The following is a 26,830-nucleotide window of genomic DNA, read 5'->3' as shown; positions in this document are numbered from 1 at the left end:
CAATACAGAGGAGAGTTGCTCGTTTTATTGTTTTTACTAATAAGATTTAATTCTCATACTTGAAAAGAAACCATAGATTGCTTAAGATCTGCTGCTAAGCTCTCCAGCTTTTGAGATAAGGAAACTAGCTCCTCACTTACAGTAAATTGCTGTGAAGACATAGAAGCTACCTCCTGCGTCGAAGCCGTCGTCTGCTGCACAATAGAACTGACACTCGCCATGGATTCACCTAATTGACGCTGAAACTCTATCAGTTCATGAATAGAAGCAGAGGATTCACTAAGATGCCCCATGAAGTGCTCCATTTCCTCTTTGACACTTGCAAAGATCGTTGACGACTCTCGTACAGAAGAAATCTGTTCACGGAACTTCGGAGCGGTCTCATTGATATCTTTAACCGTATTCTCAATGTGTAGACCAATCTCTTCCGTAATCTTGGAGACCGATTGGATCGAATCATTCGATTGGTTAGCAAGCTGTCTGATTTCATCAGCAATCACTATAAAGCCTCTGCCTGCTGCACCGGCTCTTACCGCCTCTATAGTGGCATTTAGCGCCAAAATATTGGTCTGCTTATTTACGGCAATCATAGGACTAAGAATACTACGAATTAAATGAGTACTCTCTCTTAGCTTATTGGAATTCTCTTGTATGCGATTGAACATCTCCACAGTAGATTCACTCTGCTCTACTAGCAGCTTCATCAACTCTGTCCCCTGATCACTAACCTCAATCACTCGCTCCGCCGAAGCGTCCATTACTGTATTTAGTTCAGTCACTTCACTCATCTTGCTGCCAATGATTTCGACATTAGCATGGCTTTTTTCTGCTTCGACAGCAAGGCTTGCTGCTCCAAGTGCAATCTCACCCGTAGCAGATGCAACCTCTCTGGCATGAAGTGATGTTGTACCTGACGCTTTGACTAATTGTTCTGAAGTACCAAGCACTTCATCTGCTGACATTTCACTCTGGCTTGCAAGCAGAGAAATTTGCTCCATCATTTTGTTAAAGCTATGCCCGAGCCGACCAATCTCATCCTTACCCTTAAAATTCGTGCGTACACGAAGGTTTCCTCGCTCACCTTCTTCCATTAAGGTTGCCAGTTTACCTAGTGGACGCCCAACCAAACGAACAAGGACATAGCCAATTAACAGGGCTATCACGGCAGCTGCAAGCACAACAGAGAACGTAATATAAAGGAGCTTGTCCGCTGACTTCGTAAAATCACTAACTGGCGCATACCCCATGAGCGTCCACTTTGCAGTCGTTAAAGGTTGATAAACGACAAGCTGAGGACTTCCGTTCTCATCGGCTGCTGTAAAGGAATGTTTCTTTTCCACATCTTGCTCTTCTGATACTTTTATGTAAGAGAGTTGACCCAGTTTAGCATTATCCGCACCATAAACAATGTTACCATCTGTGTTCAAAATTCGAATCTCACCGGTCATTCCAATCTGAAGATTAGACAGCATTTCGGTCAAGGCCTTCCCTTTAACTTCGATCAGCATGTAGTACTCCGCTTCAGGATGTAATAGATTCCGAAGCAATCTCCCCATAGTTAAAGATGGCTCTGTATAAGCATCAAAGAAGCCCTTCTCACGAACTGGAAACCATACTGGCTCTCCTTTAGCATCTGCAATTTGTTTCAATCTTTCAGCAATACCTTCATCACTACGAAGGCCACTAACACCGGCAGATTTATACGATTCTGTTTCTTCCAAGCTCTTAGATACCAGTCTGACGCCATACATCCGCTCATCTGATCCTTTAACTAAGTCTAGCTTTCTACGAATCCGATCTTCTGCAGCGACTTTGGCTACCGTTGTAAGTTCTCCACTATTTATTTTTTCCAAGTCACCTTTTAATGCGGAGTCGAGTGCAAATTGCCTTGAGAGCGCTTCATATTCGGTTAGAACAAAATCCAGCTTGTCCGCTGCTTGAACTATAGACTGTGAGGAGGCCGCGGCAACCTCATCTGTAATGATATCTTTGGCAGCAAAATATGAAGTCAATCCTAGAACAGAGGATAAGAGCACTATGGAGCTGAAAAGAATAACGAACAATTTTATCCCAACTGATCTAAACTGTAGGGTCCATAGCTTTTTCATTAAGTTCACTCCCTATGATGGAAAAAGGGTACAGCCTTGCATTTCTGTACAAAGGCTGTACCCAGTTCATTCTGTAGTATGAAGCGAAATTGTTACCCCTTACTAGCTCCTGCAGTCAATCCATCAACAAGCAGACGTTGCAAGAATACAAACAAAATCATAATTGGAATAGAGATCAGAACAGCACCGGCAGAGAACAAAGTAAAGTTAGTGTTTTGGTTCGAGTTAACCATATCCCACATTCCGACTGCTACGGTCCAGTTCTCCTTCGTCCGCAAAATAAGTCTGGCAAAAATGAAATCCACCCAAGGTCCGACAAATTGAGTCAGTGCCATGTAAGTGATCATAGGACGTGACAAGGGAAGAATAACTCGCATAAATATCCCGAAATTACTCGCCCCGTCTATTCGAGCCGCCTCATCCAAAGAACGAGGAATCGTGTCGAGGAAGCCTTTGGCGATAAATGTTCCCCCGAGCGGCGCCCCAGCCGCATAAACAATAATCAAGGCAATATGTGTATCCAGCAAATTAAACTCCTTAAGGAGCATATAAATGGCAATCATACTCATAAAACCAGGGAACATACCAAGAATCAGAACGGTCGATAACGCTGTTTTACGCGCTTTAAACCGGAATCTGGATACAGCGTAACTGGTTAACAAGGTAAGAACTACACCGATAAGCATGGAGAATACGGCTATCTTCAATGTATTCGCATACCAAGTTCCAAACATATAGCTCGGTGATGTGAACAATTCTCTGTAGTGATCGAAGGTGAATTGCTCAGGGATAAACGTTTTACTGTACAGTGATTTACCAGGTCGGAAGGAAGCAAATAGAATCCAGAGGGCCGGATAGAGTGCCGCAATCGACAAAGCAATCAAGATGATGTAACTACCACTTAAGCGAATAAAGTTCGCGATCTTTCTGCTCATTGGATCATATCCTCCTCTTTGAATGATTTCGTCCGGCGGTAATTGTACAGGGAGAATGATGCAACAATGATAAAGATAATAATCCCTATTGCCGAAGCCATGTTGTTTTTATTCTGATCAAGTGTTAATTTGTATAGCCAGGTTACTAGCAAGTCAGTGGAACCGGCATATTGATAATCACCATTTACAGGACTACCACCTGTTAATAGGAAGATCGCATTAAAGTTGTTAATGTTACCTGCGAATTGCGTAATTAAAGTAGGCGCTGTGGAGAACAATACCATCGGTAGCGTAACAATACGGAACTTCTGATAACCTGATGCTCCATCTACCTCAGCGGCTTCATACATATCCCGAGGGATTGTAGTCAGTACGCCCATGATAAGTAACATCGAGACTGGAATACCAACCCACATGTTAACAATAATTACGGTAACCTTAGCCCAGAATGGATCTGTCAGCCATGGTAATCCGCCCATTCCAAAATACCCAAGGTATTGGTTGATCGGACCGAATTGACCGTTAAATAAATTGCGCATGAGCAGCAAAGAGATTAACTGAGGTACTGCGTAAGGCACAATCAGAATAACTCTCCACATTCCTTTGAAACGAATACCTTTTTGGCTCACCAATAAGGCTACCAATAGTCCTCCGAAATATGTAGTAATCGTTGAAAGAACTGCCCATATAATCGTCCATGTTAATACACCATAAAAGGTGTGGCTCCATGTTTTGAGAACTAATAAATTTCGGAAGGTCTGAAATCCAACCCAGTCAACCAATTTAGCGGGTGGAAGATGATCAGGTGCGGAATAGTTCGTAAACGCTAGCAGGATCATGAAGATGATTGGCATGATCGTAAAGAATAGAACACCAATACCCGGCAAGACCAAGAACGTCTGAGCGAACTTATAATCCAGTATATAGCGAACACTTTGTTTAAAGGTGTTTGCCTGAAGACCGTTATCGCGTTTCTCTCCAGTCTTATAAGCATCTTTAATGTTCAAATACCAAGCGAGGATTATGATGATAAGCATTAGAATGGTAATCAAGCTTTGAATCAAAATATAAATCGAGTGATCCCCAGCTACCATCTTAGCGATGCCTTTTACTTTTACCAAACGGCTAGGGTTCTCTCCTAGTGTGACAAAACCCCATAAAGCAGTAGCAAGATTCTGAATAAAATAATAAACAGCGGCGGCTTCTACAACTAAAAACATGATTCCTTTGATGAATTGGCGGTTATATATTTGTCCCAATCCCATGAAAATCGTCGACAGTACTGCGGCCCTCGTGCGATGTCGCTGCATTTCGCTTCCGTTCTCCTCTCCGAGTGAAAATAAGAAGCTGCCCTCCGCTAAACATGCGACGGGCAGCTTGATTCACTGTATGCTTTTAAGACTGTGATTTATGATCCTTATTGCGATGAACTGTTGTTCAAATCTTTGATTTGTTGAACGGCTTTGTCCATAGCTGCTTTTGGATCCACATTTTTATCCCAAATTTCTGGAAGTGCTGCATTTACTGGGCTCCAAACGTTACCCATTTCAGGGATAGAAGGCATAGGCTGGGAGCTCTTAGCTTGTGCTGCAAAAGCGGATACAAATGGATCATTAACGATTTGTGGATCAAGAAGCGCTTCGTTGTTTGTAGGAACAGAACCGATCGTTTTGTTCAATAGCAATTGAGCATCTTTGCTTGATGCAAAATGCGCGTACAATTTAGCAGCATTCGGATATTGAGTAAACGAGTTAACTGCGAAAATTTTGATACCAGAGAATGTAATGGCTGTTTTGCCATTCACTGTAGGGATCGGTGCGATACCAAGGTTGTCGCCAAGAGCTGCTTTGTATCCTCCAAGCTCCCAAGGACCTGTGATATCCATTGCTACATCACCTGAGTTGAACAAGCTGCGTTTGATATCAGCGTTGATATCTCCGCTCTTAATTGGCAATGCTTCTTTCATTTTCACAAATTCTTTAAGTCCTGCAACAGCTCCATCATTAGCAAGTCCGATATCGTCTTTATCTGTACCGTCTTTACCGAACAGATATCCGCCATCGGAAGCGATAAACATGTAGTTGAAGTACAAGTTTCCTACTTCCCACATAATTCCGTATCTGTTCTTGGATTTATCTGTGAATGTTTTGCTGAAAGCAAGAACATCGTCGAAAGACTTAGGTGCTTCTTTAACAAGTGATTTATTGTAGAACAATGCATAAGTTTCTGCTGCTCTTGGGTAGCCATACAATTCGCCTTCATACGAAGATCCGATAATCGAAGCTTCAGTATTGCTAGCTTTTGTTTCTTCACCGAAGACATCGTTAGGAAGAACCAAGCTCGCACTTGCCGCTTTACCTAAGTTGTCGTGAGGAATAAGGATAACGTCTGCTGCTAATCCTGAAGGACCATCTTGAGTAAGTTTAGTTACTTGATCTGGTGGTGCCAACTCTTCAATCTTGACTGGAACGTTATATTTTGCTGTGAACTGCTTAGCAATTTCGTCTGCGAATGGTCTTTCTTCCTTACTTTCCCATACAACTAGAGTCGCTCCATCTTCAGGTACAATCTCATCTGTCGCTGCTGCATCTGTGCCCTCTGGCGCTGCAGTCTCTGTAGTGTTATTAGCAGCATTAGTAGCTTTTGCTGCGTTGTTACCCCCGGCATTCCCATTGTTACTCGAACCACACGCTGTAACGGACAGTGCCATAGAGACAGCAGCGGTGATAACCATCACTTTTTTTAACTTCATTACTTTAACCCCTCCCAATTTTAAAAAAGCATAAGATGATAAAATAGTAGAGCAGAAACTTGCGCAAACGATTTCAGAAAAGCTAAAAAAAAAGTTATTCTTTTAGCTCACTCCTTCTAAAGCTGCATTTAGCAGATCAAGAAAGCGCTTCATTCATGAATACATCATACAACAGTATCGTTTGTTTTTAAAAACGTTTGCACATACCATATTTGACCATTTTCCATTAATTGATAAACAATATAGGCATTTATCTCCATTTTTCACATGATATCTTTTAATTAATCGATATTTCATGTGTTTAAAAATGGAATTGCTATTTTATTTGCCCCTGATATACCACAAATTCACTTTTCCAGTAGATTTACAATTATCGGGCAGTAGAAACGCTCATATACTCAAGTGAAAATTTGTGCAATGGTTTGAACAAGAGTATTGAAAGCCCTTTTATTCCATGCTATAATCCAAATCGTTAAGAGGCAATCCAACATGAGTCATTGCATCTATTGTCTGCCTCCTGTTCTATATAACTAAAAGGCAATGTTACTTATGAAAGGTACAACCTCGGACAAGCTACTTCGCGGCGGTTGTGCCTCTTTGTTATGTGCAAGTTTGCCTCATCATTTGCGCATGTTGCATAAAAAACTGTGCAACCATTAACAATAGCGACATTCTAAACCCCACGCGCTGTGGTGAATGGTTCGGGAAAGTATCGCTCACAAAACTTAAGCGTATACTTTCGAGTTAATTTTGCCGAAGCTGGTCAGGGAAGTATCGCTTACAAAAATTTAGGAGGACTTATTCATGTTACTGGAAGCTGTGTACCATCGCCCGCGGTTAAATTGGTCTTATGCCTATAATGACAGTACGATTCACTTGCGTCTCCGCGCTAAAAAAGGGGATTTAACAGAAGTATTTGCTTTTGCAGGGGATAAGTACACTTGGGATACCACGAAAGAGCTAATTCCCATGACCCTCTTCACCTCTGATGCGATGTTCGATTATTGGGAATGTGCTTCAGTTCCCATCTATCGCCGATTGAAATACGGATTCTTACTGCAAAAGGATAACGAGAAGGTTTGGATGACCGAAAATGATTTTCAAACGAACCGGCCAGAAAATCCAAACAAGCTTTTCGAGTTCCCATTTATTAACCCCGTTGATGTGTTCACTCCACCTGCCTGGGTAAAGGATGCTGTATTCTATCAAATCTTTCCTGAACGCTTTGCAAATGGCGACCCTAGCCTTGATCCTAAAGATGTTCAGCCATGGGGAGCAGAGCCAACACCAACCAATTTTTTTGGCGGGGACCTTCAAGGGGTTATTGATCATCTGGATCATCTTAACGAGCTTGGCATCAATGCTATTTATTTCACACCACTCTTCACTGCAACTACTAATCATAAATACGATACAGAAGATTACATGAAAGTTGATCCGCATTTCGGGGATATTGCAACGTTAAAAAAACTCGTCGACCTCTGCCATAAACGTGGTATTCGTGTGCTGTTAGACGCAGTATTCAACCACTCCGGTGGAACCTTCGCTCCATTTTTAGATGTTCAGGAAAAGGGAGAAGACTCCATTTATAAAGACTGGTTCCATATTCGTGAGTTTCCGCTTCAAGTTGTAAACGGGATTCCTACTTATGATACTTTTGCGTTTGAACCACATATGCCAAAGCTTAATACCGAACATCCTGAAGTTAAAGAGTACTTACTGAAGGTCGCTGAATTCTGGATTACAGAAGTTGGAATCGATGGTTGGCGCCTCGACGTAGCCAATGAAGTAGATCATGATTTCTGGCGTGAATTCCGCAAGGTGGTAAAGCGCGCTAATCCGGAGGCCTACATCCTTGGAGAAATCTGGCATGAGTCTGCTCCGTGGCTGGAGGGTGATAAATTCGATGCCGTCATGAACTATCCCTTCACTGATGCTGTCTTAGACTTTTTTGTTCATGGTAACCTTGATGCAGAGGGGTTTGCCAACTCTATTGGTAGACAGTTATCGCGCTACCCACTGCAAGCAAGTGAAGTTGCCTTCAATCTGTTAGATAGTCATGACACTCCACGCTTACTTACGCTGGCTGCTGGGGACAAAAATAAAATGCGATTAGCTGCACTATTCCAGTTCACCTTTATGGGTACTCCTTGTATCTATTATGGCGACGAGTTCGGAATGGACGGTGAAGGTGATCCAGGTTGTCGTAAATGCATGGAGTGGAACCCTGAGAAGCAGGATCGTGATCTGTTCGAATTCTACCGTCAGCTCATTCAAATCCGCAATGAGCAACCTGCACTTCGTACGGGGACATTTACTTTCTTAGAGGCAGGTCGACAAGGCAGTAAGATAGCCTATGAGCGCCGATTGGATCTTGAGACTATAGTTGTACTGATCAATAGCGAAGAGACCGCCCAAACGTTCCGTATTGACGTAGACGAGCGAAATTGGGAGAACTTGTTCACGGCCGATACAGTGCGTGCTGAGCGTGGCAAGCTGAACGTGAAGATGCCCGCTTATGGTTTCGCTATACTTAAAGCAATCAACTAGATTTAAATGCCTTTGGCCGTATAAAACATAACAAAACAGGGTATCTCACTAGCTATGATAGCTGTGGGATACCCTGTTTTCTATTAGAGATGACTAAGAATGACTGTCACATTACTAGCCAATTACTAATACTTCGGTGCACTAACAATCAGCACACCGAAGTCCAGTTTACTTGCTCAGTAGTGTATAAATAATCTGTGCGCTTTCGGCGCGGGTCATCCACCCTTTTGGAGCAAATTGATTGTTCTCTCTGCCTTGGAGAAGCCCTAGACCTGCTGCTGTCTTCACGTAGCTATCTGCCCACTTGCTAATGCTAGATGCATCTGCAAATGTCGTGACACCCACTGCTGGTTCGATCTTCTTACCAGACTTCACTTCAAGCGCACGGATCACCATGATAGCCATTTCCTCACGGGTAATGGAAGCATTCGGCGCAAAAGTATCCTTGCTTCGACCACTAACAATGCCCAGCTTAGACGCTGTTGCTACGTATGATGAATACCATGCATCTGACTTGATATCAGTAAATTGAACCGGCCCTTCCGCATTTAAACCAAGTGCACGAACTAGTAATGCGGTAAATTCCGCACGACTAACATTGCTCTTCGGATTAAATTCGGTTGTCGTAACCCCTGAAACAATTTGTTTTGCAGCAAGAGACTGAATGGCATGGAATGCCCAATAAGTAGTTGGAACATCCTCAAACGACTTCACAATCTCTAATACGGCATATTTACTAAAGTGCGTGACTTGTGTAGATATCACGTCTCCATTCAGCTTTCCACCTACGTACTCAAGCTCGCCATTATCGCCTAAATAGTAAATCCCCAATAGATCTTTATTCGATTGGCCTTTAATCTTAAACGATATCGTGATTGGCTCATCGAACTTCTTAACAACAATCCGGGTACCATCTTTCTTCAGAATGCTAAGTCTCAATTCAAACACATCAGAAAGCGAAGTTACGGTCCCCACCTCTTTGTTTAAACCGTCGATTAATGCTTTTGTAGCAGACTGGACCAATGGTTTCAGCTCCAACAGGATTTGAGTACCTTCCGCATCCACACCTGAAGCTAAACTTGGTATTGTGCTTAACAGTTTGTTAGGGATAGTAAGTAATAGATCCCCCACTTTAAATACTAGATCATTAGATCCCAATGTTTTTGCTGCTTGCAACGGTAACAATACCGCTGTCTTACCTGCAGCAATATCGATTTGTACCTTTCCATCTTTACCATTCTTCAAACTGTCCTCACTGACAACTTGCATATCAGCAGGAGTTGTTGGGCTAACTTCAGCACCACCTGAGGTTGGTGTTGGTGTCACTTTAGATACAGCAGCTAGAATAACCGTACCCCCATCATCTCTACCTGGTAGATCAATGATTACTTTTTGATCTTCGGATACCGTGTATGTTTTACCGCTGTACTCATCCTTTACAGATGAATTGGCAGCAAACGGTACTGGAATCGTTGCGGATTCCTCACTTGTTTTAGTGTTAATAACCGTCACGACGTTCTCATTATCGTAAGACTTATTGAAGGCTAAATAACCTAAATCATCTGAACCTGCCAGCTTCGTGCGCGTACCTTTAGAATACACTTTGGAGTATTTTGCACGGATATTCAACAGCTTCTGATAATGATCATGAAGTGGCTTTTCTGCAGTCAACTGATCCCAAGGCATATCTTTACGGTTCTCACTGAACTCACCTTTAGACATGTCTCCTGCATTTTTACCCGATTTCCCCAGTTCTTCTCCGTAGTAAATGACTGGCTGTCCCTTGGCTGTGATTTGTAGAGCGGCTGCGATTTTCAGCTTGCCTTTATCTCCATCCACATAATTAGACAAGAAGCCATCCTCATCATGACTACTCAGGAATTGAGCCATCATCTTCGTGTTATCAATCTTTAACTCTCGTTCCTGCAAATAGGAATCAACACTGTTAACTTTACCATCAGTAAAGTCTTTCGCAGCATCATTAAATCCAAAATCAAGCAGTCCGTCCATCTGGCCTGTTTCGAGCATTCCACCATTGCTATCAATGGTTCCGCCGAAGTATTCACCGGTCATTTTGAAGTTTGGATCAATTGAAGTCAGTGCATTTTTAAATGCTTTCCAAGTTGTATCTTCTACATGTTTGACTGTATCCACACGGAAATAGTCAATCGTATCTCCACGTTCCGTCCGAGCGTTATCTAACCACCCTGTTTGCCAAGCGATAATTTTTTCACGAACGGCTGGATCTTCCGTTTTGAAATCCGGCAATCCTGCAAGCTCGCCTTTGATTGGATCTGTATCCGCGGATACACCATCCGTACGAAGCATTCCTTCAAAACGTGCTTTATCCTCAGCTGTAATCGTCGGCTCTTTATCCTCAGCCTTTAAACCGTAGCCCGTATGATTGAGTACAACGTCGACCATGATCTTGATGCCCTTGTCATGTGCCTTTTCGATCAATTCCTTGAAGGTCTCCATATCACCAAGATGCTCGTCAAGCTTTGTAAAGTCCTTGGCCCAATAGCCATGATATCCGTATTGTTTGAAGCCATCACCTTTATTAAAATCAATATTATCTACAATTGGCGTAATCCAAAGCGTGTTAATACCAAGTTCTTGCAAATAATCGAGATTGTCGATCATTCCTCGGAAATCACCACCGTGGTATGCTTCCAGTTGATCTTTATCTACATTCTCATTATTTGTTGGATCTCCGTCTTTGAAGCGGTCTGTAAGCGCAAAGTATATACGAGCCTCATCCCAATCAAAATCCAGCTTATCTCCTGTGTAGGTTCTCGCTTTTACCTCGAGTTTAGCATTTTCTTTATGTGAATTTCCGTACTGGTCCACGAGCGTAATCGGAATATTTTTGATCCCCGCTGACACCGTGTCCTTCACAGCAACTGTCTGTTTCATCAGCTCCGTATCCAGCTTAACTTTGCTTGGTCCTCCAAGATTGGTTAAATCCATGTATCCCTCTGAATATGTTACCTCTTCTGAAGTCACTACATTGATGGTTACAACCGCATTCTGATTAGATGTAACTGCTTCAGGATTCACGGATGTCGTAATCTTAACGTCAGGAATATGATACACAACAATAGATTCATCATTCACTGTATTCTTAGGATCTGTAAATTCAGTAGTGATTCCGTTTTTCGTGATCAAGAACGTATACTTATACGTACCTTCTACTAAATCAGCCAACGTGTAAGTGAACCACTCGTTAGCGGAATCATAAACCATTGGATATGTTTTTCCGTTCACTTTTACTTTAGCAGCCGTGATCGCTTCCATATTTCCAATACGGAACAAGGCATCATTGCGGTATAAGAAAGTGATTGATCCATCTTTTAGAATTGGACCACTAATACTTGGGCTGATATCAAACTCCTTCACCCCGCTAATTACGTTCACTTTAGTGAATAATTCACCCGGCGTCAGCGGAATGATTCGGTCATCCCCGTAGGCATCCTTATACTTCCAAGGATCATCCCCTTCACCTTTACGAAGGACGAACCCTACACTTGTCGCATTCTCAGCAACCTCAATCAAAACACTCGCTGTGCCATTCTTAAAGGTTGTAAAATCAATCTGATCATTTTTAACTCCTGTATTCCAGACCCAGATGTTCCAATCCTTATAATCCTTATCACTACGGGTATAAGTGAACAGAACATATCTCTTATCCGTAACCTTAACTGTAACAGTTGTAGAAATACCGCCATAAGTGATGGTAATTACAGCTGTTCCATTACCAATTGCCTTCACTTGACCTTTACTGGTTACTGTAGCCACTTCAGGCTTATTGGAAGTGTAAGTAGCCAATTGCGTAACATTTCTTCTGCTGTTGTCGTCGTACTTCGCAAAAACAGCTGTTTGATGCGTATTGCCTGCTGCCAGCGTGTAGCTTACACTATCGGTCTCTATAGAAGTAAGCGTAGCGGCTTCAGCTTCCATTTTGATAATCACTGCAGTCAAAGGATCTAGCTTGATTGAATTAGCAGTTAAAATGAAACCACTCTGTTGACTAACTGCAGTAACACCAGCTTCATCATTGTCAACAAGCACCTGACCACTCGTCAAATCCTCTGATAAAGTAAGAGTTCTTTCTGTGCTATCGCCATTCATGAAAACATAATAGATACCTGTGCCATCAGTAGCTTTGTTTGAATAGCCAATGACAAGATCATCAGTCTTCATTTCTGGTGCAGGAATTAGTTTAACATTGGAATCAACCAGATCCTTGTCGCCCAATCGGAATGCATCGGTAGACTTTCTCAATTCCATCAGACCTGACGTGTATTTTCTTGTTGTATTCTGTACTGGGAATTGTGATTCATCCGTTGCTTTGGTCCAATCAAACATGTTGACAGCATCCGAAGAATCATACGAATCATGAATAAAATAACCAAAGGATTTGCCTTCACTATCAAACATTTCAGTGTACTTATCCTGAGGAACCGAAGTGCTATTCCATTGCTTGGTACGCCCATATTCCTGGCCTGCATGAATGAAGGCAGTGCCTTGGGAGGTTAGAACAAGCATGTTTCCGAGTCTAATCCGTTTCTGGATTTCAAGCTCATTCTTCTCAATGGCAGGATCTTTCTTGATCGTTTGTGCAATAACATCGTGCAGCGTCAGGTTATCATGCGCTTCGATGTACGGAACGATATCACCTGGATCATCAGCAGGCGTATTTGAGGGCTCCGCCTTAATATTGTTAAAGATTGTCGCTATTGGACGCGCACCACCCGTAATAAATCTAGGTTGACCTTCGGAACCATAACCAGACTTCAATTCATTACGGAATTCATCAGAGAAAACACCGACATTATCCGTTTTATCCATCCAATCCTGATCTGCCCCTTTTCCAGCAAGGGAAGGATCGGCTGCGGCACCACCGAATGTTCTCCAGCCTTCACCGATAAAAAGTGCCTTCGGATTAATTTCTGCCGCGGCATCATAAGCATTCTGAACAGCCTCCGCTGTCGCATCGCCCATCATATCCCAGCGCATTCCATCAATCTTGTACTCTTCAAACCAGTATTTCACGGAATCAACCATCAACTTCTCAGCCATTTTATGGTTAGTGGCCAGATTATTTCCGAAACCTCCGATAAAGTTGCCATTTGCATCTTGGAACGCGTAGTAATTAGGTACGATGTCGTTTAAGAATTCTTTTTTAGCCATATGTGTGTACACTACATCCAGAATGACACCCATTCCAGCTTCATGTACGGCGTCAATCAAACCTTTTAATTCTTTAATCCGTGCCTCAGGATCAGCAGGTTTCTGCGAATAAGCACCATCTGGAGAGAAGTAGTTGTGAGGATCATATCCCCAGTTGTATTCATTGTTTTTAGCGGAATATTCTTTTTCTCTAGTCCCCATCTTCGTCTCATCCCCGTAATACCAAGCCATTACAGGAAGTAATTGAATATGAGTTACACCGAGAGATTTAATATAATCGAGCTTCTTTTCAAAAGCGCTATAAGAGCCCCATCTTTCGCCACTCAGACTATCTTCGATCGATACATCGGATGTAAAGTCTCTGACGTGGACTTCATAAATGATTGCGTCCTCGCGTTTTTCGTAGCCTTTAATATCAGCATAACCAAAGGTATCCGGGTTCGTCAGTCTTAAATCAACGATAGCCGCTTTACCGACTGTATCCCCGCCAGCACCAGCTGCACCTGTGGTATCCATAGTAAATACCGCCATTGATTTAGCATAAGGATCAAGGACCTTATTGGTTACACCGTCATTCGTCACTTCATATTGATAAAAGAATCCTCTTACATCGTTTGTAGTCGTGCCTGTCAAATCAGTCGGCTTCAAATCAACCGACCAGACCCCTTGATCTCCACTCGTTAAGTCAACACTGCCCACAAGCACGTTGGAGTCATTCTTATCGTACACATTTACGACAACCGAGCTAGCTTTAGGAGCCCACAATTTTAACGTGGCTGTTTTGTCAGCGTTGTACGTAGCCCCTAGATCATCTCCTGTATAATTGTACATTTCATCAAGCATTCTCCAACCACTAGCCGCAGAGACCGTTTTGCCTGAATAAGTAACGCTAAGCGGAACTTTATCCAGATCAAAGGCTTTTGTATCAACTTCAATTGAAGTTTTGCTAGTAATGGTTACAGCCGATACAGGAATAGCAACACCGTCTTTATCTTTAACGGTAATCTCATTCTTCAATGCTGCTGCATCCAAGCCGTCAGTTAACGTGAAACCAAGAAGGATTTTGCTCGTCGACAACACTTCAGCAGATACTAAACCGATAGGTGTTTCACCAAATGGTGAAACATATACATTGTTGTCTCCTTCTTTTATCCACAGCTGGTTGTAACGATCCAGTAGAGTAAATCCTTTGTCACCGCCGTCTTTATTATCGCCATTCAACGGGTTCACTACGAGAAACCCAATTTTTTTTGCAGCTTCTTTCAATGGAATATCAATATAAGCACCAAAGCGACCTACTTGATCGGCTTGGAATGGAATTGCATCTTTAGGCCAATCCTTAAGTGAAACTGCTACATCTTCCCACAACCATAATCCATACTGACTTTGATTGGAATCTGATCTCATATAATGGATCCGAACGGTATTTGCCGGAAGCTTAACCGGTTCATAAGGCGTAACTACATCAGAGCCTTCTGTGATCCATACTTCATTAGTTTGTGGAGTATTAATCGAGAAGTTCTTATCTCCTCCATCTTTAGCACCACTTGCACGCTGAAGTGCGATGAATGAGATTTTCTTAGCCCCATCCTTAATCGGCACATCAACATATGCACCATAGGAATCCATTTGTCCATCAGGAAAAGGGGTCGCACCCATAGCCCAATCAACAGAAGGGCTTACAACATCACCCCATAACCACAATCCCTTATCGGTGTAATCACTAGCTTTGTAGTGAACACGAATGTGCCCTGCTGGAACAGGTGTAACCTCTACAGGTTCAGTAGGGATTTTATATTCTGCGGTCACACTGTGATCTGCAGTATTGTACTTGAAGGTTACCTTAAGATCTAACGGTAGGCTCAACGCTAGATCGCTTTCTGGATAAGACATATCCTCTGCTTCTGTGGCTCCTGGAACAGAAACCTTATATGTGTAATCTCCCTGCGGCACAGTAACAACTCTACTGTACACACCATCAAAATCCGGATCTGTTAATGTGGACAACGCCTCTGCTGGCAGGTTTCCTGTCAATTTAGGCGTAATTGGCGTGTAATACGTAGAATCAGCTATTTTATGAGTGATGTCATTATAATAAAAGGTTACAGTCGTTTCTGTTTCTAGCTTGATGTGGATATCGCCTTTATTATTAACTCCATTAGGATTGGTGTAATTTCCGTAGCCATAACTCTCATCAAAACTATCGTTCAGAGCAACCTTATAATTATATTCTCCTGCTGGCAGAGTCCCAGTAAAAGAATACAACCCATTGTCTGAGTAAGTCATTTGGGTGACTACTGATGTCTCATCCCAATCCTTGCCGGGATTTTCCGCCCCAGTAGAAATAAACTGTGATTGCAAATCACCGACCAAAACTACCTTTGTCGTTTCTGCTGAAACCTTAACTGGGTGTAAGCCGAGACTGGAGAACACAAGAGCAACGATCATGAAGATCGCGAACGTCCTCTTACCCCATAAATTTATTTTCATTTTTGTAAAACCTCCCATAATTATGAATTCTCTTTGTGCAAGCGGATACATAATTTCTCAAACCCCGCCAATTATTCTGAGGTTATGAAATCATGCGTCTTCCTTCTGTGGTTGGAGAAGGTCTATGTGTGCGGCTCGTCAAACCGGATTAACAGCATCACCATCCTTATCAAAGTAAAAGAACATCACAAAAATCATGAAATCAGTGCAAACGTTTGCAATAAGTCGTGCACAAACCTAAGTACATAAAATCCATTCCTTAACACAACTGAGATCGATCCAAAATCGCCCAATGTAAACGCTTGCTATATTTTGATTTACATACTAATGCTGTATTTATGGTATTGTCAACCAGTATTTTTATGTGTTTAACGAACTCAAATTATCATAAAAGTAAAAATAAAGAAAAGTGAACCTGATAATCCCATTTAAGATTTATCCGTTTTTTGAATGTCTCTCTAATTCCATTCCTCGAATCAAATTGTTCCAAAAAATTCAAGCCACACGTTTGCATTTACGAAATGCTCCTCTCAAAGAAATTGGGTATCTTTTATACATATTAAGATCCATCTTGCTAAATCATTCATACTTTTTTGGTGAAAACAAACAATTTTACACATAAATTTCTAATACTCTTTCCAAAAGTAGCAATATTGCCCTTCCAAATGACTTTATCTATTTACAATTTAGAACTCTTAGATTAATATTACTGTGTAAAGCAAACGGTTCCATAAGGAGGTTTCTATGACAGTTACCATTAAGGATGTGGCCAAGAAAGCGGGAGTATCTCCCTCCACGGTATCCCGGGTATTGTCCAATCACCCCAGAATCAGCCTGGAAACTTCCCGCAAGGTCAAAGCTATTATGGAAGATATGGGCTATACACCTAACATGATGGCTAAGAGTCTAGTGTCGAAAACTACAAATAGCATATGCTTCAGTCTTCCTAAACCAGCTGAAGAGCTGTTCTCAAATTTATTTTTTATGGAATTAATCCGAGGGATCGTTACACAAGCTAGCCGTTCCGGCTACGACGTGTTAATTAGCTCCGGAGCAAACGAGAAGGAAGAATTGGAAGCCGTTTCAAGACTTCTAAAGGGTCGTCGAGTAGATGGTGTTATTCTGCTTTACTCTCGTACAGATGATGCTGTTATTGATTTTCTAGAGAGTAACGATTATCCATTCGTACTGGTAGGCCGAAGTGATCGATATGAGAATATTTTATCTGTCGATAACGATAATGTGATGGCAGCATATGATGCTACAAACCACCTCATTTCAATGGGTCATGAACGTATTGGCTTCGTAAGTGGACCGCCTAATCTAATTGTTTCTCGCGATCGTCTCGCAGGATACCGTAAAGCACTGCTGAATAGCGGTCTTGAAATGCGTGATGAATGGATTGTAGAAGGTGAATTTCTACAGGATAGCGGATATAGAGCGATGTCTTTTTTCATGAATTTGCCTAATCGGCCTACTGCTCTAGTTGCAGTGGATGATATGGTATCGTTCGGAATTTTACGTGGATTGAATGAGCTGAAATACAAAGTGCCTGACGATCTCGCTATTGTGAGCTTTAACAATATTCCATTATCTGAATTATCCAGCCCTCCGATCAGTAGTATTGATATTGGAATTTATCATCTTGGCTACACTGCATCTCAGGTACTTATTCAGAATATCAAGAGTCCGAATCACGATGCTGGTTATACAAACCGATTTGTTATTCCACATCGCTTGATCGTGAGAGAGTCATCCATGTACTCACATGCTAAGAACAAAACCGAATGAATAAGTGAAGCGATCAACGCTTCATTTATTTTTTGAAAATCTGTACAAACGTTTGCGCTAAATTACTAAAACTTCTTGATCCAGTTCTTTTCAGGGTGAATATTCGAATCTGAGGTTAAGATAAACTTAACATCTTTAGCAAAGCTTATACGAATTGAAAGCAAATTCAGATACGATTACCCAATGGATCACGATACTGTCACAAATTTTAGGAGGTACTACAATGACGGAAATTAAAGCCTGCTTGTTCGATTTGGATGGTGTTATCGTTGATACTGCCAAATACCATTATATCGCATGGAAAGAGCTTGCAGATGGATTAGGGTTTCTCTTCACAGAACAAGATAACGAACGCCTTAAAGGAGTTAGCAGAACTGCCTCGCTAAATATTTTGCTGGAAATCGGCGGACTAACTATCGATGAAGAAGAGAAAGCTAAGCTTGCGGAACAGAAGAATAATCGATATGTCGAATATATTGCGAAAATGGACAGCTCAGAGATTTTGCCAGGTGCGCTTGATTTTCTGAAAGAGTGCCGTGAGAATGGCATCAAAGTTGCCCTCGGTTCTGCTAGTAAGAACGCAATGACGATATTAAATAATACCGGATTGACCCCTTACTTTGATGCAATCATCGATGGCACACACACAAGTGCTGCTAAACCTGATCCGGAAGTTTTTCTTTTAGGAGCTAAAGCACTTGGCGCTGATCCTAAACACTGTGTTGTCTTCGAAGATGCAGAAGCAGGAATTGAAGCTGCGTCGCGTGCTGGAATGTTCAGCGTTGGTATTGGTTCACCGGAAACGCTCAATGCGGCGAACATCGTCGTTCCATCGCTCGCTCATATGAGTGTGTCACAACTCAAAAAATCTTTTGCTTAAAGTCTAACGAACATTAATCAACTGAAAGTGTTAATGTGATTCGCCCTGCTGCATTCCACTTATAAATGAAATATGTATATCTAGAGGTACGCTTGAAGTGGAGATGGTGAAAGGATTGTGTAGAAGCGCTAGCGATCGGAACAACCTTTCGCCAGCGGAGCGACTCACAAGCACCAAAGTAGAGATATAGTTCATTATATATCCCCACAACATATTTAAAGGAGCCGGTTATCGTGAAACAATATTTAACAATTGATGAATGGTCCATTATTGAAGAATCCTTTGATCCACAGACACAAGAAATCTCTGAAAGTGTATTTAGCCTTGGCAACGGATTTATGGGTGGTCGAGCTAATTTTGAAGAGCAATATAGTGGAAGTAGCCTACAAGGCAGCTACATGGCTGGCGTGTACTATCCTGACAAAACACGGGTCGGCTGGTGGAAGAACGGCTATCCTGAATATTTTGCTAAAGTACTGAACAGCACAAACTGGATCGGTATTAACATCGACATTGAAGGAACTCCTTTAGACCTGGCAAAATGTACGGTTTCCGATTTCCGTCGTGTTCTTAACATGAAGGAAGGTACGCTTTCCCGTTGTTTCACTGCCACACTCGAAGATGGTAAGGAAGTTAAAGTTGAGAGTATCCGATTCGTCAGCATGACTCGTCAAGAAATCGGTGCTATTCGTTACTCCATCATTCCTGTGAATTTCTCAGGCAAGATTACGATCACTCCTTATCTCGACGGTGACGTGAAGAACAAGGATTCCAACTACGACGAGAAATTCTGGAATGAAGTTGAGAAGCAAGCAGGCACTGAAGGTGGACACCTCACCCTTAAGACTAAAAAACTCGATTTCCATGTAACCTCTGCTATGGCTTTTGATATCCTTGTCAATGGTGAGAAAGTCAACGCTGATGCTGAAGCTATTGAACAAGAGAAATATGTAGCCAGCAAAATGAATGTATCCGTACAATCTGGCGATCAAGTCGTCATTTATAAATATGTTGCTAACGTAACCTCACGTAATCACGGTCTTGGACAATTGGTCGATGCTGCTCAAACTGCTTTGCAAGCTGCTAAGGAAGCTGGTTTTGTAACCCTTCTGACAGAACAAATAGAAGCTTGGAGAGAGAAATGGAAAGAAAGCGACATCATTATTGAAGGTGACGTTTCGGCACAGCAAGCGATTCGTTTCAATATTTTCCAGCTAAACCAAACCTACAATGGTGAAGATGACCGTCTGAACATCGGACCTAAAGGCTTTACAGGTGAAAAATACGGCGGCAGCACTTACTGGGATACAGAGGCGTATTGCGTTCCCTTCTATCTCAGTACAGCAGACTCCTCTATTGCTCGCAACCTGTTGATCTACCGTTACAAGCATTTGGAAAAGGCTAAGGAAAATGCTCGTAAGCTTGGTTTCGCAAAAGGCGCATTGTACCCAATGGTTACAATGAATGGCGAAGAGTGCCACAATGAGTGGGAAATTACATTTGAAGAAATTCACCGTAACGGTGCTATTGCTTATGCGATTTACAACTATGTAAACTACACAGGAGACAAAGCTTATCTTGGTCAATATGGCCTTGAAGTTCTGGTGGAAATCTCCCGCTTCTGGGAAGAACGTGTTCACTATGCAAATCGTAAAGACAAATACGTGATGCTTGGCGTAACGGGACCTAATGAATATGAAAATAACGTAAATAATAACTGGTACACCAACCGGATGGCTTCCTGGACTATGGAATATACCTTAGAAGCTCTGGATTATCTGAAAAAGAACGAATCCACACGCTATGCAGAACTAGTTGATAAACTAGGACTCCAAGAGAGCGAAACTGCAAAATGGAATGATATCATTGCCAAAATGTATTATCCTGCAGATGAAGAAATGGGTATCTTCTTGCAACAAGATGGCTTCCTAGATAAAGAGATTATTCAAGTCAAGGATCTGGCAGCTGAGAACCTGCCGCTAAACCAAAAATGGTCTTGGGATCGTATCCTTCGTTCTTGCTTTATTAAACAAGCAGACGTTCTGCAGGGATTATATTTCCTAGGGGACCGCTACGATCTGGATACAAAAAAACGGAATTTCGACTTTTACGAGCCGATCACTGTTCATGAGTCCTCCCTATCCCCTTGTATCCACTCTATTCTAGCCAGCGAACTAGGATATAAGGATAAGGCTTATGAAATGTACTTGCGTACTTCAAGACTGGATCTTGATAACTATAACAATGATACCGAAGACGGCTTACACAGCACTAGTATGGCCGGTACTTGGATGTCAATCGTACATGGCTTCGGCGGATTACGTGTTCATGATGGCAGACTGGCTCTAAGCCCATCGAACCCAGGTCACTGGACAGCGTACTCTTTCAAAATCATGTTCCGCGGCTCCCGTCTAAAAGTAAGCGTTTCGGACGCACAGGTTACGGTTACGAATGAAACTGATATTCCAGCTTCTATTACTATCTATGACAAAGAATATACCGTGAACGGACTAAGCAGCATCACTGCTGACAGCAATTCCGTCACAGTATAAACCGACACCACAAGAGACCCTTTGAAGCCAATAGCTTTTTAGGGTCTCTTTATTTTTTTCCTAAATGGATAACTTATATAAGGAGTGATTATTAATGAAAAGAACCTTTTGGAAGGAAGCTGTCGTTTATCAAATCTATCCACGCAGCTTTCAAGATAGTAATGGTGACGGTATTGGAGATCTGCAAGGCATCATTTCACGTCTGGATTATTTGCAGAAGCTCGGTGTCGATGTAGTGTGGTTGTCACCAGTGTATAAATCGCCAAATGATGATAATGGTTATGACATCAGCGATTACGAAGATATTATGGATGAGTTCGGCACGCTAAAAGACTGGGAGGAACTACTGACTGGACTGCATGATCGTGGCATTAAGCTAATGATGGATCTTGTAATCAACCACTCTTCTGATGAACATCAATGGTTCGTAGAGTCCCGTTCGTCAAAAGATAATCCATACCGTGATTACTACATATGGCGTCCAGGTGGACCGAATGGCGAACGTCCAAACAATTGGAGTTCCATATTCAGCGGTCCGGCTTGGGAACTAGATGAGACTACCGGTGAATACTATCTACATCTGTTCTCACGCAAGCAACCGGATCTCAACTGGGACAATCCAAAGCTGCGCGAGGAATTATACAAGATGATTACCTTCTGGCTCGACAAGGGTGTGGATGGATTGCGGATGGACGTCATTAATTTGATTTCTAAAGCAGAAGGGCTACCTTCCTTCCAAATCGAGGGCGAGGCGCCAGAGGAACTTGCTTGGGGTGGCGATTACTTTATGAATGGCCCCCGGGTCCATGAGTTTTTACATGAAATGAACCAAAAAGTTCTTTCAAGCTATGACATTATGACCGTCGGGGAAACGCCAGGGGCTTCAGTAGAGGATGCCGTTCTTTACACTGACGAAGATCGTGAAGAACTTCAAATGGTATTCCAATTCGAGCATATGGACGTAGATTCCGGCCCAGGAGGCAAATGGGATGTAGCCCCATGGACATTAACTAAACTGCGCGGCATACTTCATAAATGGCAGATCGGTTTGGCTGAAAAGGGTTGGAATAGTCTGTACTTAAACAATCATGACCAGCCGCGTATGGTTTCACGATTTGGTGATGATGGGAAGTATCGCGTAATATCTGCCAAAATGCTCGCTACCTTACTACATACACTTAAAGGCACCCCTTATATTTACCAAGGTGAAGAAATTGGGATGACGAATGTAAAATTCACAACGCTGGAAGATTATAAAGACATCGAAATTCTGAATATGTACCGTGAAAAAGTAACTGAGGGTGGCGCAGATCATGAAACGATTCTGAACGCTATCCATGTCAAAGGCCGAGACAATGCCCGTACCCCAATGCAATGGGATGCATCTGCTAATGCCGGATTTTCAGAAGGAGAACCATGGCTCAAAGTAAATCCGATTTACAAGGAAATTAATGTGGAGCAAGCATTGGCGGATTCTGATTCAATCTTCTACTACTACCAGGAATTAATTGCTTTACGCAAAAAAAATCCGATTATGGTATATGGAGAATATAAGCTGCTACTGCCTGATCATGAGAACCTTTATGTTTATACAAGAACTTTAGAGGATGAACAATGGCTGATCCTGCTGAACTTCAACGAGGCCCCTCAAACCGTTGATCTCTCCGCTGAGCTGAGCACCGTTACTGATTTAATCATTGGAAATTACCCGGATGAATCACCAACACGAGAAATTCTGCGTCCTTACGAAGCAAGAGTGTACAGATTACAAAGCTGACTCTCTCCACCTTCCTGAGTTATACTATATAGGATGATTTTGTTAAGATTATTCTTCCATCAGCAACCTGTCATTAGAGAGCAAGGAATAACAGGATTTGCAAATGGTGGCATGTTAGTATGAACTCAAAGGGAGATGGCAGGCTTGGAATGGCTTATCCGCATGAAAGAAGCTTTAGATTATATGGAGAGCAAAATGGAGGAAACCTTTAATATAGAAGATATAGCAAAGGTTGCTTATTCCTCCCCTTTTCACTTCCAGCGTATGTTCTACATGCTCACCGGAGTATCAGTCAAAGACTATATCCGTAAACGCAAACTAACTCTGGCGGCACAGGAACTCGCTATTTCTAAAGTTAAGGTGCTAGATGTCTCATTAAAATACGGATATGACTCTCCCGAGTCGTTTGCCAAAGCATTCCGCAAAGCACATGGAATTACTCCTTCTGCTGCGCGGGAGTCAGGGGTACAGCTCAAAGCCTTCCCTAGACTCTCCTTCCATCTATCACTGAAGGGAGATAAAGAAATGGACTACAGAATTGAGACAAGAGACGCTTTTAATGTTATCGGACTAGTAGAGGAAATGACAACGAAAGATGGGGAGAATTTACGCCGTATCCCCCAGCTGTGGATTGAAGCTAATGAAAATGGTACGTCGGATAAGCTGATTGAGATCGGTGTTGATAAGGACATCCTTGGTATTTGTAAAGATTTCAATCACGAAAAAGAAACCTTCTCCTATTGGATTGCTGTCGAAGCCTCTCCAGAGACGGACGCTCAGGGCTTTGCTTCTACGACGATACCAGCTGCGAGTTGGGCTGTGTTCACCTCAGTAGGGCCAATGCCGAATGCTATTCAGCAAGCATGGTCACGGATCTTTCAGGAGTGGTTCCCTGCAACAGGCTATGAGCATACAGGAGGACCCGAGTTTGAGTTATACCTTCCGGGAAGACCTGATGCAGAGGATTATCGCTGCGAGATCTGGATACCGGTTATGAAAAAAAATTAATACTTACTTAGACTATTCGGAATTCCGGATAGTCTTTCTTTCTTTCAGAATTTCTAGGATTTCATTTTGAGAATCGGCTTAATCTTGGTATAATAAATAGATTATGTGATTCAATAATGACTATTGTCGTCCGATTATCGGTGAAGGAGAAATTCATGTCTACTGTAAAAATATTTTCAGACAGCACTTCCGATTTGCCTCAAGGCTGGAAGGATACTTTTAATATCGGCATCGTTCCCCTTTACGTAGTGTTTGAAGAAGGAACCTACAAAGATGGTGAAGATATCACACCAGAAGAAGTGTATCGCCGTGTCGCAGCAAGCGGAGTATTGCCAAAGACGGCCGCGCCTTCGCCAGCTGACTTTATCGCCGCTTTTCATCCGGTAATTAGCCGTGGAGATGATATTGTATATATCAGTCTCTCCTCATCATTATCCTCTACATATCAGAATGCACTTTTGGCAGCTGGGGAATTCCCAGAGGGGCGTGTACAGGTTATTGATTCACAGACCTTATGTGGAGGCATCGCTCTTCTCGTTATGAAAGCTGTCAGAGCCGCTGAAAAAGGTTACAGTGCCATTGAGATTGCAGCTATGCTGAAGCAGAGTCGTAATCTTGTAGAAACAGAATTCGTGGTAGATACGCTAGATTACTTATATATGGGTGGACGCTGTTCAGGTATGCAGAATTTCATCGGTAGTCTGCTAAAAATTCGTCCTGTTCTTAGACTTGTAGACGGCAGCATCGTACCTACTAGTAAAATTCGTGGCAAAAAAGAAAAAGCCGTGGAACAAATGCTCCAGAACGCCTTGGTTAACGTCGATCGGATGGATAAAGAGCTGCTCATCGTTGTTCATACCTTAGCTGAAGAAGATGCTCACTATCTAGAGACAGCGATACGAGAGAAAACTCAAGTGAATGAGATCGCTATCCTCAACGCAGGTTGTGTTATTGGTAGCCATTGTGGCCCACATACTGTAGGTCTCATGTATATGCTTCAAGATTAATAATCTAACGCAAATCTCCGGCCATTGCTTCGTAAGTCAATGAACCGGGGATTTGTGCGTTTACCCCTCCTGATTTGAAGTTGAATTTAACTCGACCTCTTTTTTTATGAATGGTAACATAAACCGGAATGTTGAACCTTTATTCTCTTCACTTTCTACAAAGATTGTCCCACCCATCAGCTCAACCAGCTGCTTACAAATAGCGAGTCCCAACCCTGTACCGCCATATTTACGGTTGATGATCGGGTGCAGCTGTGAGAAGGATTGAAATAATAAATTGAGTTTATTATCGGCAATCCCAACACCTGTATCACGGACAGAGAATTCCAATAAATATTCTTTTGAATCCGAAAGTGGAATGTTCTTAACCGATAGTGTAACGCTCCCATGTTCAGTGAATTTCAGAGCATTTCCAACCAGATTGACAATAATCTGTCGCAAACGGATCGGATCAGCCAGTAACGTTGTTGGAACACTCGTATCCGCCCACCACCGCAAGGCCAGCTTCTTCTCTTCGGCTTTAGGCGTAAATAAATCAATAATGTCCGATATCATCTCTCGAAGTTCAAACGATTCGGTTTGCAGTGGCATTTTACCCGCTTCCATCTTGCTGAAATCAAGAATGTCATTCAAGATCTGTAAAAGCGTGTAACTACAGCTTCGTAAAATCTCGACATACCCCCGCTGTTCTTCTCCAAGATCAGTTTCAAGTAAAAGATCTGACATCCCTATCATTCCATTCATCGGTGTCCGAATTTCATGACTCATCATCGCTAAGAAATCAGATTTGGCTTGCGCCGCCTGTTCCGCAGATTCTTTAGCGCGAATGATTTCTTTCGCATTCGTAATATCACTAAAAGCAATAACTGCTCCTGAGATCATCCCCCCATCCATAAGAGGCGAGACCCGATAATTGACAAAAAAGCTGGTTCCATCCTTACGCCAGAAGATCTCATCGTCTTTCCTGCGGATAATTCCATCTGCAATTGTAAGACTGATCTGACAATCAGGGGTTGAATAACGTGAGCCATCGCCTTGGATTTGATGAATATATTCCATCAGCTTCAGGCCAACCAATTCTGTAGGCTGGTAACCTAACATATCTGCTCCCTCACGGTTAATAAAGAGCGCTCGCCCTATATTATCTAGTACGAATATTCCAGCTGAGACGGAGTTCAGAATAAGGTTCGCTCGTTTATCTTCGACTTCAGCAACAAAAGTAGATTTGTAGTTTGACTCTAGTTCTACCTTATTCGATAATTTAGCATGAAAAGAATCTGCTAATGCGTTTAGCCAGTCATGTAACCCTTCCGAATAATGATGATAGTTGCTGTTATCCACTTGTATGATCGCGAATACCCCAACAATTCCCTCGTCTATCGTTATAGGAATAAAGTTTCCCTTCACAACGTCCGCTTTGGGATTGTTCAGATCTTGCAATTCAAAGCTAGAGGGATTCCCTTGCAGGGCAGCCTCAAAACTAGCTACATCAACAAGGTATATTCTTTTAAGTGCTGTCAGACCTATATCTTGGAACGATGCTTCTGCACTGGATTCTAGATAGAACGTACGATTCGTTCCTACGCAGTGACCTTGCCGATCCAACACAAATATCAAATTAGGATGATGGTCATATAACGATTTATAAGCGCTCTCTTCCGAAAGCAATCGTGTTAGAATGGACGTCCAGTCTTTATCCACAATTCATTTCACCTCAGGCTCTCTCATCCATTATCATTACCCTAAAATGAGCGGAAATCATCTTAAATTTTAAATTCTTCTATTTT

At 42.3% G+C, this 26,830-nt stretch carries 13 protein-coding genes; 7 read left to right on the top strand and 6 right to left on the bottom strand.

Going from position 1 to position 26,830, the window contains the following annotated elements:
* Positions 1-53 precede the first annotated feature (53 nt).
* From NSS87_RS08935 to NSS87_RS08920, 4 genes are all read right to left on the bottom strand, one after another.
* A complete protein-coding gene (locus NSS87_RS08935; RefSeq protein WP_339246390.1) occupies positions 54-2,108 on the bottom strand; it encodes a methyl-accepting chemotaxis protein in 2,055 nt (684 codons plus the stop codon).
* Positions 2,109-2,200: 92 nt separating this feature from the next.
* Positions 2,201-3,043, bottom strand: coding sequence for a sugar ABC transporter permease (locus tag NSS87_RS08930; protein ID WP_042186333.1), 843 nt, complete (start codon positions 3,041-3,043; stop codon positions 2,201-2,203).
* Positions 3,040-4,353, bottom strand: a complete 1,314-nt coding sequence (locus NSS87_RS08925) for a sugar ABC transporter permease (RefSeq protein WP_042125830.1) — start codon at positions 4,351-4,353, stop codon at positions 3,040-3,042. Before NSS87_RS08925 ends, NSS87_RS08930 begins: the two co-directional genes overlap by 4 nt.
* 107 nt (positions 4,354-4,460) lie before the next feature.
* A complete protein-coding gene (locus tag NSS87_RS08920) occupies positions 4,461-5,795 on the bottom strand; it encodes a maltose ABC transporter substrate-binding protein (protein ID WP_042186329.1) in 1,335 nt (444 codons plus the stop codon).
* A gap of 804 nt (positions 5,796-6,599) precedes the next feature.
* On the opposite strand from NSS87_RS08920, the gene NSS87_RS08915 reads away from it, so the two are divergent.
* Positions 6,600-8,345: an alpha-glycosidase gene (locus NSS87_RS08915; RefSeq protein ID WP_339246387.1), complete on the top strand. Its 1,746-nt coding sequence runs from the start codon at positions 6,600-6,602 to the stop codon at positions 8,343-8,345.
* Positions 8,346-8,513: 168 nt separating this feature from the next.
* Here the strand turns inward: NSS87_RS08915 and NSS87_RS08910 are convergent, their stop codons facing one another.
* Positions 8,514-16,028 carry a pullulanase gene (locus tag NSS87_RS08910; protein ID WP_339246385.1) on the bottom strand — a complete coding sequence of 2,505 codons (7,515 nt, stop codon included), beginning with the start codon at positions 16,026-16,028 and terminating at the stop codon, positions 8,514-8,516.
* A 744-nt stretch (positions 16,029-16,772) separates the two neighbouring features.
* On the opposite strand from NSS87_RS08910, the gene NSS87_RS08905 reads away from it, so the two are divergent.
* The 6 genes from NSS87_RS08905 to NSS87_RS08880 all read left to right on the top strand — a co-directional run bounded on the left by NSS87_RS08905 (position 16,773) and on the right by NSS87_RS08880 (position 25,043).
* Positions 16,773-17,819, top strand: a complete 1,047-nt coding sequence (locus NSS87_RS08905) for a LacI family DNA-binding transcriptional regulator (RefSeq protein ID WP_042186323.1) — start codon at positions 16,773-16,775, stop codon at positions 17,817-17,819.
* Between the two features lie 223 nt (positions 17,820-18,042).
* Complete coding sequence (gene pgmB / locus NSS87_RS08900) at positions 18,043-18,699, top strand: beta-phosphoglucomutase (protein WP_042186321.1); 657 nt, start codon at positions 18,043-18,045, stop codon at positions 18,697-18,699.
* 233 nt (positions 18,700-18,932) lie between these two features.
* Entirely contained in the window at positions 18,933-21,251 is a 2,319-nt protein-coding gene (locus NSS87_RS08895; protein WP_339246382.1) for a glycoside hydrolase family 65 protein, read from the top strand.
* A 94-nt stretch (positions 21,252-21,345) separates the two neighbouring features.
* Positions 21,346-23,028 (top strand): alpha-glucosidase, encoded by a 1,683-nt coding sequence (locus NSS87_RS08890; RefSeq protein ID WP_339246380.1) that lies wholly within the window; start codon positions 21,346-21,348, stop codon positions 23,026-23,028.
* Between the two features lie 144 nt (positions 23,029-23,172).
* Entirely contained in the window at positions 23,173-24,036 is an 864-nt protein-coding gene (locus NSS87_RS08885) for an AraC family transcriptional regulator (RefSeq protein WP_188114583.1), read from the top strand.
* Positions 24,037-24,191: 155 nt separating this feature from the next.
* On the top strand, positions 24,192-25,043 hold the full coding sequence (locus NSS87_RS08880; protein WP_339246375.1) for a DegV family protein: 852 nt from the start codon (positions 24,192-24,194) through the stop codon (positions 25,041-25,043).
* A gap of 60 nt (positions 25,044-25,103) precedes the next feature.
* Here NSS87_RS08880 and NSS87_RS08875 read toward each other — a convergent pair whose 3' ends face one another.
* On the bottom strand, positions 25,104-26,744 hold the full coding sequence (locus NSS87_RS08875) for an ATP-binding protein (RefSeq protein ID WP_339246373.1): 1,641 nt from the start codon (positions 26,742-26,744) through the stop codon (positions 25,104-25,106).
* Between the last annotated feature and the right edge of the window lie 86 nt (positions 26,745-26,830).

The sequence above is a fragment of the Paenibacillus sp. FSL F4-0243 genome, assembly GCF_037963295.1.
Classification (GTDB): domain Bacteria; phylum Bacillota; class Bacilli; order Paenibacillales; family Paenibacillaceae; genus Paenibacillus_AQ.
Note: the sequence above shows the minus strand (reverse complement) of the source record. Positions and strands in the feature narration are given on the sequence as shown.

Bases quoted from the DNA above. Each gene is read 5' to 3' on its own strand.
- NSS87_RS08920 (WP_042186329.1), bottom strand. From the start codon at position 5,795: ATGAAGTTAAAAAAAGTGATGGTTATCACCGCTGCTGTCTCTATGGCA.
- NSS87_RS08890 (WP_339246380.1), top strand. From the start codon at position 21,346: ATGAAAAGAACCTTTTGGAAGGAAGCTGTCGTTTATCAAATCTATCCA.
- pgmB (WP_042186321.1), top strand. From the start codon at position 18,043: ATGACGGAAATTAAAGCCTGCTTGTTCGATTTGGATGGTGTTATCGTT.
- NSS87_RS08925 (WP_042125830.1), bottom strand. From the start codon at position 4,353: ATGCAGCGACATCGCACGAGGGCCGCAGTACTGTCGACGATTTTCATG.
- NSS87_RS08915 (WP_339246387.1), top strand. From the start codon at position 6,600: ATGTTACTGGAAGCTGTGTACCATCGCCCGCGGTTAAATTGGTCTTAT.
- NSS87_RS08935 (WP_339246390.1), bottom strand. From the start codon at position 2,108: ATGAAAAAGCTATGGACCCTACAGTTTAGATCAGTTGGGATAAAATTG.
- NSS87_RS08910 (WP_339246385.1), bottom strand. From the start codon at position 16,028: ATGAAAATAAATTTATGGGGTAAGAGGACGTTCGCGATCTTCATGATC.
- NSS87_RS08905 (WP_042186323.1), top strand. From the start codon at position 16,773: ATGACAGTTACCATTAAGGATGTGGCCAAGAAAGCGGGAGTATCTCCC.
- NSS87_RS08880 (WP_339246375.1), top strand. From the start codon at position 24,192: ATGTCTACTGTAAAAATATTTTCAGACAGCACTTCCGATTTGCCTCAA.
- NSS87_RS08930 (WP_042186333.1), bottom strand. From the start codon at position 3,043: ATGAGCAGAAAGATCGCGAACTTTATTCGCTTAAGTGGTAGTTACATC.